Below are 11551 nucleotides of genomic sequence, written 5' to 3'. Positions count from 1 at the left end.
AAAAAAAGTTGAAGAGGACGAGCATAATGATGCATTCATCGGCATGCGACTGTGAGGCCAGCCTGTGCGAGACCGTACGTGGGTTCTCTGCCCGGCACCCTGACAGCGTGATCTATCAGACATCGCTAATGAGCGCCCTGTTAAGCGGCGTATACGAGGGAGACACCACCGTCGCCGATTTACTGGCGCAAGGTGATTTTGGTCTGGGCACCTTTAACGAGCTGGACGGCGAACTGATTGCCTTTAGCAGCCAGGTGTACCAGTTGCGCGCCGACGGTAGCGCCCGCGCCGCGAAGCCAGAGCAGAAAACGCCGTTTGCGGTGATGACCTGGTTCCAGCCGCAGTATCGCAAAACCTTCGATACACCGGTCAGCCGGCAGCAGATCCACGAGGTGATCGACCAGCAAATCCCCTCCGATAACCTGTTCTGCGCGTTGCGTATCGACGGCAACTTCCGCCACGCCCACACCCGCACGGTACCGCGCCAGACGCCGCCGTACCGGGCGATGACCGACGTCCTGGACGACCAACCGGTGTTCCGCTTTAACCAGCGCGAAGGGGTGCTGGTCGGATTCCGCACGCCGCAGCATATGCAGGGGATTAACGTGGCCGGCTATCACGAACATTTCATCACTGACGATCGTCAGGGTGGGGGCCATCTGCTCGACTACCAGCTGGAGAACGGCATGCTCACCTTCGGTGAAATTCACAAGCTGATGATTGACCTGCCCGCCGATAGCGCGTTTTTACAGGCCAACCTTCACCCCAGCAATCTGGATGCAGCGATTCGTTCCGTTGAAAACTAACAGGAGAACCACCGTGAACAGTGATAAACAGGCTCGCCAGTGGGCGCACGGCGCCGATATGGTTGTCGGCCAACTGGAAGCGCAGGGCGTGAAGCAGGTTTTCGGTATTCCGGGTGCGAAAATCGACAAAGTCTTTGATTCCCTGCTGGACTCCTCCATTGAGATCATCCCCGTGCGCCACGAGGCGAACGCAGCCTTTATGGCGGCAGCGGTAGGGCGGTTGACTGGCAAAGCCGGGGTGGCGCTGGTCACCTCCGGACCTGGCTGTTCAAACCTGATCACCGGCATTGCCACCGCCAACAGCGAAGGCGACCCGGTTGTGGCGCTGGGCGGGGCGGTGAAGCGGGCGGATAAAGCGAAACTGGTGCATCAAAGCATGGATACGGTTGCGATGTTCAGCCCGGTCACCAAATATGCTGTCGAGGTCAGTTCCCCGGACTCGATTGCCGAGGTTATCTCCAACGCGTTTCGTGCCGCCGAGCAAGGCAGACCGGGGAGCGCGTTTGTCAGCCTGCCGCAGGATATTGTCGACCAGCCCGCCACAGGCACCATTTTGCCTGCCAGCGGCCCGGCGATAATGGGCCCGGCACCCGAATCGGTGATTAACGATGTGGTGAGGCTCATCGAGAATGCTAAAAATCCGGTCATCCTGCTGGGGCTGATGGCGAGTCAGCCTGCCAACAGCACGGCGCTGCGTAAGCTGCTGGAGAAAAGCCGTATTCCGGTTACCAGCACCTATCAGGCCGCCGGGGCAGTGAACCAGGAGCACTTCACCCGCTTCGCCGGGCGCGTCGGCCTCTTTAATAATCAGGCGGGCGACCGGCTGCTGCACCTGGCGGACCTGATCATCTGTATTGGCTACAGCCCCGTTGAGTATGAGCCGTCCATGTGGAACAGCGGCGATGCCACGCTGGTGCACATTGATGTGCTGCCCGCGTATGAAGAGCGCAATTATGTGCCTGACATCGAGCTGGTGGGGGATATCGCCGCCACGCTGAACCAGCTTGCCAGCCGGATTAACCACAAACTGGAACTCAGCCAGCGCGCGTCAGAAATCCTGGTCGATCGCCAGCATCAGCGGGATCTGCTCGATCGCCGTGGCGCCTCGCTCAACCAGTTTGCCCTGCATCCGTTGCGTATCGTGCGGGCCATGCAGGACATCGTGAATAACGACGTAACGCTCACCGTGGATATGGGCAGCTTCCATATCTGGATTGCCCGCTATCTCTACAGCTTCAGGGCGCGTCAGATGATGATCTCCAACGGTCAACAGACCATGGGCGTCGCGCTGCCATGGGCGATTGGCGCCTGGCTGGTGAATCCGGGGCGCAAGGTGGTTTCTGTCTCCGGCGACGGCGGCTTCCTGCAGTCGAGCATGGAGCTGGAAACCGCGGTGCGTCTTAACGCCAACGTGCTGCATATCATCTGGGTGGATAACGCCTACAACATGGTGGCAATCCAGGAAGAGAAAAAATACCAGCGACTTTCCGGCGTAGAGTTCGGTCCGGTCGATTTCAAAGTGTACGCCGACGCCTTTGGCGCGAAAGGTTTTGCCGTGGAGAGCGCCGATGCGCTCGAGCCCACACTACGTGCGGCGATGGAGGTCGATGGCCCGGCCGTGGTGGCCATTCCCGTTGACTATAGCGATAACCCGCTGCTGATGGGCCAGCTCCATCTCAGCCAGATTTTATGACTTACTATAAGGACAGAAAAATGCAAAAAGTGGCTCTCGTAACCGGCTCAGGCCAGGGGATTGGTAAAGCAATAGCGCTTCGCCTGGTGAAAGATGGCTTTGCCGTCGCCATTGCCGACTATAACGATGCGACGGCGAAGGCCGTTGCCGATGAAATTATCCATAACGGCGGCCATGCCGTGGCCGTGAAGGTGGATGTCTCTGACCGCGAGCAGGTGTTTGCGGCGGTAGAAAAAGCCCGCAACGCGCTGGGCGGCTTCCACGTTATCGTCAATAACGCCGGGATCGCACCCTCTACGCCCATCGAATCCATCACCCCGGAGATTGTCGACAAAGTTTATAACATCAACGTGAAAGGGGTGATCTGGGGGATTCAGGCGGCGATTGAGGCGTTTCGCAAAGAGGGGCACGGCGGCAAGATCATCAATGCCTGCTCCCAGGCAGGCCACACCGGCAACCCGGAACTGGCCGTCTACAGTTCAAGTAAATTCGCGGTGCGCGGCTTAACCCAGACCGCCGCACGGGATCTTGCCCCGTTGGGGATCACCGTTAACGCCTACTGCCCGGGGATTGTGAAAACGCCTATGTGGGCGGAAATCGACCGTCAGGTCTCTGAGGCGGCAGGTAAACCGCTCGGCTACGGGACTGAAACCTTTGCCAAACGCATTACGCTTGGCCGCTTATCCGAACCGGAAGATGTAGCCGCCTGCGTCTCGTACCTTGCAGGGCCAGACTCCGATTACATGACCGGCCAGTCTCTGCTCATCGATGGTGGGATGGTGTTCAATTAAATTCTAATATACCCGTCATACTTCATGTTGCCTGTGCGTTGATTTGACGCGGTCTGTGAGCTTGCCCCGTCGGGACTTGCGCAAGCGTTGTTCAAACTGGAATAACCCGTTTGTCCTCGCTCACCCCGGTCACGTACTTTTGTATGCAACCTGGCTTCGCTGCGTCGCCACGTTCAGGCAACCCGAATAAGTAAGAGTAAACGCTCTGACATGCGTTTTCCCCTGCACCCTTGCAGGGGCTTTTTATAGACAAAAAGAAAAATCCACGCAATGGCGTGGATTTTAGTGGGTTTTGTGAGCTTTATGAGATGTTATGAAAACTCATGAGACGACAAAACTAATTTAGACGTTGAACAGGAAGTTCATCACATCGCCATCTTTTACGATGTAATCCTTACCTTCAGCACGCATTTTGCCCGCTTCCTTCGCTCCTTGCTCACCTTTGTAGGTGATAAAGTCTTCATAAGCGATGGTTTGCGCACGGATAAAGCCTTTTTCGAAGTCTGTGTGGATCTTACCTGCGGCCTGAGGCGCCGTTGCGCCAACCGGGATAGTCCATGCGCGCACTTCTTTCACGCCCGCAGTGAAGTACGTTTGCAGGTTCAGCAACTGATAACCGGCGCGAATAACGCGGTTCAGACCCGGCTCTTCAATGCCCAGTTCGGCCATAAATTCTTCGCGGTCCGCGTCGTCCAGCTCAGCGATATCAGACTCAACCGCCGCACACACCGCTACAACAACAGAACCTTCGGCATCGGCGATTTCGCGTACTTTATCGAGATAGGGGTTATTTTCAAAACCGTCTTCATTAACGTTCGCGATGTACATGGTCGGCTTGAGCGTCAGGAAGCTCAGGTATTTAATCGCGGCTTTGTCTTCTTCCGTCAGGTTTTTCAGGGCACGCAGCATGCCTGCGTTTTCCAGTTGCGGCAGGCATTTTTCCAGCGCAGCCAGTTCTGCTTTTGCGTCTTTATCGCCGCCTTTGGCTTTTTTCTGTACGCGATGAATAGCGCGCTCACAAGTGTCCAGATCAGACAATGCCAGTTCGGTATTGATAACCTCAATATCATCCGCCGGATCCACTTTGTTGTTCACGTGAATGATATTGTCGTTCTCAAAGCAGCGGACGACATGACCAATGGCTTCGGTTTCGCGAATATTGGTCAGGAACTGGTTACCCAGGCCTTCACCTTTGGATGCGCCTTTAACCAGACCGGCGATATCCACAAACTCCATCGTGGTTGGCAGAATACGTTGTGGCTTGACGATCTCCGCCAGCTTGTCCAGACGCGGATCGGGCATCGGTACGACACCGGTGTTCGGCTCAATAGTACAGAACGGGAAGTTAGCCGCTTCAATACCGGCTTTGGTGAGCGCGTTGAACAGGGTGGATTTACCTACGTTGGGCAGGCCAACGATACCGCATTTGAATCCCATGATGTGATTACCTTAAGTTCTGAATAATCAACCCGTTATAGAAAACAGATTGCATAAAAGTTAATAACTTTGCCTATTATACACGTAACCGTTGTATCGCGTGGCAAAAATGGCAGATGGCAAGCGTTACTGGGCCTTAAAGGCATGCAAGCGGTTAGTTGCTTTCGTCAGACCGTCTTTCAGCCAGATTTCCGTGCAACGTGCCGCTTCATCTACCGCTTCGTCAATCAATTTCTGTTCAGAAACAGGCGGTTTACCCAGTACAAAACCGACAACTTTGTTTTTATCGCCCGGATGGCCAATTCCCACGCGCAAACGGTGGAAATTCGGGTTATTGCCAAGCTTACTGATAATGTCTTTTAACCCGTTGTGACCACCATGACCGCCGCCCAATTTGAATTTCGCCACGCCCGGCGGTAAGTCCAGTTCATCATGGGCAACCAGGATTTCGTCCGGGTTGATGCGATAAAACGTTGCCATGGCGGCAACGGCCTTACCGCTGAGGTTCATAAAGGTGGTAGGGACCAGCAGCCGCACATCCGCGCCCGCCAGATTAATCCGTGAGGAATAACCAAAAAACTTCGGCTCTTCACGTAGCGGAGCACGAAAACGCTCAGCCAGCAAATCGACATACCATGCGCCTGCGTTGTGGCGTGTCGCGGCATATTCCGCGCCGGGGTTTGCCAGCCCGACAATCAGTTTAATCGTCACTTTTTATTCCTGACAAGGTCAATATCTGGCGCGTAGTTTACGTCGTGCGGCGTATGATGACAAAGTTCTCAGGACGAAACGGCGAAAATGCCAATGATTACCAGTCTGAACCATTAGAAACACAAGTAGTTCAGTGGGTTATTTGTAAATATTTGTGGTCTTAAAATGTGTAATTGTGATCGTACACGCAATCGCCATAACCCCCGCTGTCTATACTTTACCCACAAGCATTGGGGTTATTCCCTTTCAACCCATCGTTCCGGAGGTGACACCATGAAACGCAAAAACGCTTCGTTACTCGGTAATGTGCTTATGGGCCTGGGGTTAGTCGTGATGGTCGTCGGCGTGGGTTACTCTGTCCTGAATCAGTTGCCGCAGCTTAATCTGCCGCAGTTCTTTGCCCACGGTGCAATTCTCAGCATTTTTGTCGGAGCAGTGCTCTGGCTTGCAGGCGCACGTATTGGTGGCCATGAACAGGTCTGTGATAAGTACTGGTGGGTTCGCCATTATGACAAACGTTGCCGCCGTGACGGACACGGGCATAGCTAATCTATAACATCACACGCAAGCGGTTTCCTCGGGAAGCCGTTTTTTTTGGCTTTTTTCTTGACCCTTACGTAACGTTAGGCCCGAGAGTGCCCGACAAGGGGAAGAAAAGGAGCCGTTATGTTAATTCAAGCTGGTGAACTGGCACGTCGTGCCGGGATCACCGTCCGTACACTGCACCACTACGAACATATCGGACTGCTTACGCCTTCATCCCGAAGCGCTGCCGGTTACCGCTTATATAATCTCGCTGACGTCAAACGCCTGCATAGGATTCAGGTACTGGCGAAGGCGGGTATGGCACTGGCAGCCATCAAGGATTACCTGGCGCGGGAGACGCGCCCGCTCCATGTGCTGCTCGATGAACAAATCAGCCTGCTTGATGCGCAAATGCGCACTATCCAGACGTTGCGCAAGCAACTGCTGATGTTACAGCGTGGCATGGAAAGCGGGGCTGAACCTGACCTGGAGTCCTGGTTACTGACTCTGGAGTTAACGAATATGTACGATCGTTGGTTTAGTGCCGAGGAATTGCGCGAGCTGCCGTTTGCCGCTCATGACGAGGAACGCAGCCGTGAATGGGCGAAAATGGTGGCGGAAGCCAAAGCGCTGATGGCGCAGGGGTGCCCGGTTGATGATGAAAAGGCGATGAATCTGGCTACGCGCTGGATGACGCGTCTGGAGGAAGATACGGCGCGCAGGCCGGAGTTCTTGACCCGACTCAATGAGATGCACCTGGTGGAGCCGCAAATGCGCGAGCAGACCGGAATTGATGATGAGACAATTAATTTCATCACTCGCAGTTTCGGCGAAAGCAAACTGGCTATCTGGCAGCGCTATCTGACGCCAGATGAGATGGCGTTTACCCGTGCGCACTATTTTGATCGAATGATGGAATGGCCGCCGTTAGTCACTCGCGTTCGCCAGGCGGCACTCGAGGGGCTTGACCCGCAGTCAGAAGAGGCGCAGTCGCTGGCAAAAACATGGCTTGAGTTATTCCAGTCTTACGCCGGAACCGATCCGCAAACCCAACAGAAGTTTCGCCTGTCGATGCAGCAGGAACCTCATCTAATGAAAGGAACCTGGGTAACGCCAGACCTGCTGCAATGGCTGCAGCAGGCGGTAGATGCCCTGATGCGCAAGCGCTACGGGGCATCGGGTTCATCATAAATCCGCTAACGCCGCGTCACGGTTTGGCCAGAACGACAAACGGCCAGGAATAGGTTTGATGCCTGCCCGCGCCATGGTGCGCAGCGGCTGAAACTCCAGATTACTGACGCGCAACTCGGTGCCTTCCGGCAGGCGATTGACAAAACGCTGGAAGGCATCGAGTCCACCTGCATCAAGCAATGGCACCGCATCCCATTTCAGTATCACTACCCGTTTGCCTGCAATTCTTGACTCCAGTTCCGTGAACAGGCCATCGGCAGCGGCGAAAAACAGCGGACCAATCACGCGTAACACCAGAATATCGTCCGCCACGTCCACATTAACAGGCGAAAGACGGGTCATGCGCGCGATACGACGCATAAACAATAGCGACGCCAGAACAATACCCACACTAATGGCGATAACCATATCGAACAATACAGTCAGCGACATACAAATCAGCATGACGATAATGTCATCTGTCGGCGCACGGCGCAGCAGGTTTACCACCTTATGCGCTTCGCTCATGTTCCAGGCCACCATCAGCAGCAGCGCGGCCATGGCGGAGAGCGGCAGCCAGGAGAGGAGTGGCGCCAGCACCAGCAGGGCAAGAATCACCAGGACCGCATGAATGATGGCTGATACCGGCGATGACGCCCCGGCGCGAACGTTAGCCGCTGAACGGGCAATGGCGGCGGTGGCAGTGATGCCGCCAAAGAAGGGCGCGACAATATTTCCCAGCCCCTGGCCTATTAATTCGCTATTGGCTTTATGGCGGGTTCCGGTCATGCCATCCAGCACTACCGCACAGAGCAGAGACTCAATAGCCCCCAGTAATGCCATTGAGAACGCGGCGGGCAGCAGCGCCTGCAGAGAGGCCCAGCTCAGGGTAAAGCTCGAACCAGGCAGATCCCAGGGTAAAACAAGCTGTGGCAGCAATTGTGGAATGCCGTTGCCCTGGGAACCGTCCGCCAGAACATAGTGAAACTGAGAACCGATGGTCGCGACATGGCCGCCCAACAGATTAACCACCGCCATGACGGCACAACCGGCAAGCAGTGCCGGTAAATGCCCAGGCAGGCGAATGCGCAGGCGCGGCCAAAGAATCAGGGTGCCGAGGGTGACGATGCCAATGGCGGCATCACCGACATTAATACTCGGCAGCGCCATTGCCAGCGCACCGACTTTTTGCAGGTAGTGCTCCGGCATATGGGCAACCTGCAAGCCGAGGAAATCTTTTATCTGCATGGTACCGATGGTAATGCCGATACCTGACGTAAATCCCAGTGTGACAGAGACGGGAATGTATTCGATCAGGCGGCCAAAACGCGCGAGGCCAAACAGAATTAAAAAGACCCCCGACATTAATGTCGCGACCAGCAACCCGCCGAGACCAAATTGCTGCGATACCGGATAGAGAATGACGACGAAAGCAGCGGTAGGGCCGGAAACACTATAGCGTGACCCCCCGGTCAGTGCGATAACGATGCCGGCGACAGCCGCCGTGTAGAGTCCGTATTGCGGCGCAACGCCGCTGCCAATCGCCAGCGCCATGGCTAGCGGAATGGCGATAATACCAACCGTTACGCCGGCAATGAGATCGCGCGTAAAACGCGCCAGGCTGTATTTTTCCTTCCAGCAGGCTTCGATAATGGCGCTGAATGGCATCACATGTGGAGAAAAGAGTCTTTTCACAGAAGATTAATCCCTGGTCAAATATCACCATTACAAATTTGCATGCTCAATATTTATTAGTCATACAAATAAAACTCAGGAATAAAAAAACCCGCCGTAGCGGGTCTTTGTGCCGATTCCAATCAATGTTCGAACATTGCGGAAATGGATTCTTCGTTGCTGATGCGACGAATCGCTTCGGCCAGCATGCCAGACAGGGTCAAAGTACGCACGTTTGGCAGCGATTTGATTTCATCCGTCAGCGGGATAGTGTCACAAACGACCACTTCATCGATAACGGAATTGCGCAGGTTATTTGCCGCATTGCCAGAGAAGATCGGGTGAGTCGCGTAGGCAAATACGCGTTTAGCACCACGTTCTTTCAGCGCTTCTGCTGCTTTACACAGCGTACCGCCGGTGTCAATCATGTCGTCAACCAGCACGCAGTCGCGACCTGCGACGTCACCGATGATATGCATAACCTGAGAAACGTTCGCACGCGGACGACGTTTATCAATGATAGCCATATCGGTATCGTTAAGCAGTTTGGCGATAGCGCGAGCGCGAACTACGCCGCCAATGTCCGGAGAAACCACGATAGGGTTATCCAGATTGAGTTGCAGCATATCTTCGAGCAGGATAGGACTACCAAAAACGTTATCAACCGGCACATCAAAGAAGCCCTGGATCTGCTCAGCGTGCAGGTCAACGGTGAGGACGCGGTCAACGCCTACGCTGGAGAGAAAATCCGCGACAACTTTTGCGGTGATAGGTACACGTGCGGAGCGCACGCGGCGGTCCTGACGAGCATAACCAAAGTAAGGAATAACGGCGGTAATACGACCTGCGGAAGCACGGCGCAGGGCATCAACCATAACAACCAATTCCATCAGGTTGTCGTTCGTTGGAGCACAAGTGGACTGGATGATGAAAATATCACCACCGCGTACATTTTCATTAATTTGTACGCTGACTTCGCCGTCGCTAAAGCGACCAACAGCGGCGTCGCCGAGAGAAGTGTACAGGCGGTTGGCAATACGTTGTGCTAGTTCCGGGGTGGCGTTACCAGCAAAAAGCTTCATATCAGGCACGAGAAGAACCTCAGGCATGCGTCCATTGGTGGATAGAATAAGCCATAAATGTGCGGTTCAGACATAATCCTATCCATGCGGTGTATTAAAGAGCGCGATGCAACGTCTGGAACAAGTGACGTTGTCACCGGTACTCAGCTTGCCCGGCGAGGGCGCTGGCCAGAGGCGAGAGGTTTACACCTCGTGCGACAAAACCGTGTAGCCATGCCGGGGCTTGCTCTAACACCTGAAGAGCAGCAGACTCTGTGTCAAATTCAGCAAAAACACAGGCCCCTGTGCCAGTCAGGCGCGACGGCGCGTATTCTAGCAGCCAGGTAAGCGCCTCATCAACCTTACGAAAACGTTTTCTTGCGATAACCTCGCAATCGTTGCTGAATTCACATTTTAGTAACGTTTCTATTGACCGTTTTGGCGTATTTCTCGGCAGTTCCGGATCGCTGAAAATGGTCGGGGTAGGAATACTGACACCAGGATGGGCGACCAGATACCATTTTTCTTCGGGTTCTACTGGGGTGAGTATCTCGCCGACGCCTTCCGCGAACGCCGCGTGACCCCGGACAAATACCGGGACATCCGCCCCCAGTGTCAATCCAAGCTCTGCCAGCTCATCAACCGATAAACCGCAATGCCACAGATGGTTAAGCGCCACCAGCACCGTCGCCGCGTTTGAGGAACCGCCGCCCAGTCCTCCCCCCATTGGCAGACGTTTGTCGATCTGGATATCCGCGCCGCTGCCCTCTGGCAGACGGCCCGTCCTTTGCGCTTCTCGCATCAACAAACGGGCTGCACGAACGATCAGGTTTTCTTCATCCGGCACGCCTGCAACAGGGGTTAACAACCGAATAATGCCATCTGTGCGCAGTTCAACGCCTAAAGTGTCACCGTAATCAAGAAACTGAAACAGGGTTTGCAGCGTATGATAACCATCAGCCCGTTGCCCGGTGATGTACAAAAACAGATTAAGTTTCGCCGGTGCGGGAAAGCGCATCATCATTTCGCAATCCAGTTATCCATTTTGAGCTTAATACGCTGACCACCGTCGCTCAGCTCGAGACTGGAGGGCAGAGCAGGCTTCGTATCGCTATCATAACCGCCGTAGACGACTTTCCAGTTTTTGCCCCCCTGGCTGTAGTTAAGCTCGCTCAGACGATACTGATCATCAAGCTTGTAATCAGTCGCGTCGCCTGGCAGGCCCAGAATCCACTGACGCAGGCTGTTAAGCGGAATCGGCATGCCGGTCAGTTTGCCAATCATCTCTTCCGCATCGGTGGCGGTATAACGCTTGCCTTTATTGTCGACCAGTTCCACTGCGCCAGGTTGGGCGTTGAGCTCCAGTTCTGTGCTGCCCAACGGGTTTGTCAGCAGCAGGCGATAGCGATCCTTCCCGGTTTGTTGCCAGAAAAAGCGAGCATAGACTTTCTGCTCATCGGAGATGAAGGCGAAAGCGCCACGCGTCTGAAACTGGTTCAATTTGCTGACTTCTTGCTGATGTTGACGCCACTGGGGGGCATCCGGACTCTGGCCCGGACCTTTCGGCGCGTTGAGGGTACAAGCAGTGAGTACGAGGCTTGCCAGCGGCAGCAAACGAATAAGGCGAAAATCCGGCAAAGTCATAATGATGACGAATCCTTGAGGTGCGTTGCAGTAAATATT

At 54.7% G+C, this 11551-nt stretch carries 11 protein-coding genes; 5 read left to right on the top strand and 6 right to left on the bottom strand.

Annotation, left to right across the window (positions count from 1 at the left end):
* Positions 1-26: 26 nt before the first annotated feature.
* From budA to L2097_RS08015, 3 genes are read left to right on the top strand one after another with little or no spacing between them, the layout of a single operon-like run.
* The gene (gene budA / locus L2097_RS08025) at positions 27-806 is read left to right on the top strand and encodes an acetolactate decarboxylase (RefSeq protein ID WP_047370616.1); all 780 of its coding nucleotides are present in this window, start codon (positions 27-29) and stop codon (positions 804-806) included.
* 13 nt (positions 807-819) lie between these two features.
* A complete protein-coding gene (gene alsS / locus L2097_RS08020; protein ID WP_085007261.1) occupies positions 820-2499 on the top strand; it encodes an acetolactate synthase AlsS in 1680 nt (559 codons plus the stop codon).
* 20 nt (positions 2500-2519) lie between these two features.
* On the top strand, positions 2520-3290 hold the full coding sequence (locus L2097_RS08015) for a (S)-acetoin forming diacetyl reductase (protein ID WP_250352545.1): 771 nt from the start codon (positions 2520-2522) through the stop codon (positions 3288-3290).
* 342 nt (positions 3291-3632) lie between these two features.
* Here L2097_RS08015 and ychF read toward each other — a convergent pair whose 3' ends face one another.
* On the bottom strand, positions 3633-4727 hold the full coding sequence (gene ychF, locus L2097_RS08010) for a redox-regulated ATPase YchF (RefSeq protein ID WP_039079207.1): 1095 nt from the start codon (positions 4725-4727) through the stop codon (positions 3633-3635).
* Positions 4728-4853: 126 nt separating this feature from the next.
* Positions 4854-5438, bottom strand: coding sequence for an aminoacyl-tRNA hydrolase (gene pth / locus L2097_RS08005; RefSeq protein WP_085006993.1), 585 nt, complete (start codon positions 5436-5438; stop codon positions 4854-4856).
* 273 nt (positions 5439-5711) lie between these two features.
* Here pth and ychH point away from each other — a divergent pair, with 273 nt between their 5' ends.
* Positions 5712-5987: a stress-induced protein YchH gene (gene ychH / locus L2097_RS08000; protein WP_039079205.1), complete on the top strand. Its 276-nt coding sequence runs from the start codon at positions 5712-5714 to the stop codon at positions 5985-5987.
* Positions 5988-6104: 117 nt separating this feature from the next.
* Complete coding sequence (locus tag L2097_RS07995; RefSeq protein WP_250352544.1) at positions 6105-7154, top strand: MerR family transcriptional regulator; 1050 nt, start codon at positions 6105-6107, stop codon at positions 7152-7154.
* On the opposite strand, the gene dauA is transcribed toward L2097_RS07995, so the two are convergent.
* The 4 genes from dauA to lolB form a co-directional block, all read right to left on the bottom strand.
* The gene (dauA, locus tag L2097_RS07990; protein WP_071845882.1) at positions 7149-8828 is read right to left on the bottom strand and encodes a C4-dicarboxylic acid transporter DauA; all 1680 of its coding nucleotides are present in this window, start codon (positions 8826-8828) and stop codon (positions 7149-7151) included. The genes L2097_RS07995 and dauA overlap by 6 nt on opposite strands.
* A gap of 122 nt (positions 8829-8950) precedes the next feature.
* The gene (prs, locus tag L2097_RS07985; protein WP_090085106.1) at positions 8951-9898 is read right to left on the bottom strand and encodes a ribose-phosphate diphosphokinase; all 948 of its coding nucleotides are present in this window, start codon (positions 9896-9898) and stop codon (positions 8951-8953) included.
* A gap of 124 nt (positions 9899-10022) precedes the next feature.
* Entirely contained in the window at positions 10023-10889 is an 867-nt protein-coding gene (gene ispE, locus L2097_RS07980) for a 4-(cytidine 5'-diphospho)-2-C-methyl-D-erythritol kinase (protein WP_085006995.1), read from the bottom strand.
* Entirely contained in the window at positions 10889-11512 is a 624-nt protein-coding gene (gene lolB, locus L2097_RS07975; protein WP_047370555.1) for a lipoprotein insertase outer membrane protein LolB, read from the bottom strand. The genes ispE and lolB overlap by 1 nt, the downstream gene beginning before the upstream one ends.
* Between the last annotated feature and the right edge of the window lie 39 nt (positions 11513-11551).

The organism is Citrobacter sp. MNAZ 1397 (assembly GCF_023613995.1).
GTDB lineage: Bacteria > Pseudomonadota > Gammaproteobacteria > Enterobacterales > Enterobacteriaceae > Phytobacter > Phytobacter ursingii.
This window is presented reverse-complemented; position numbering and strand designations above follow the sequence as displayed.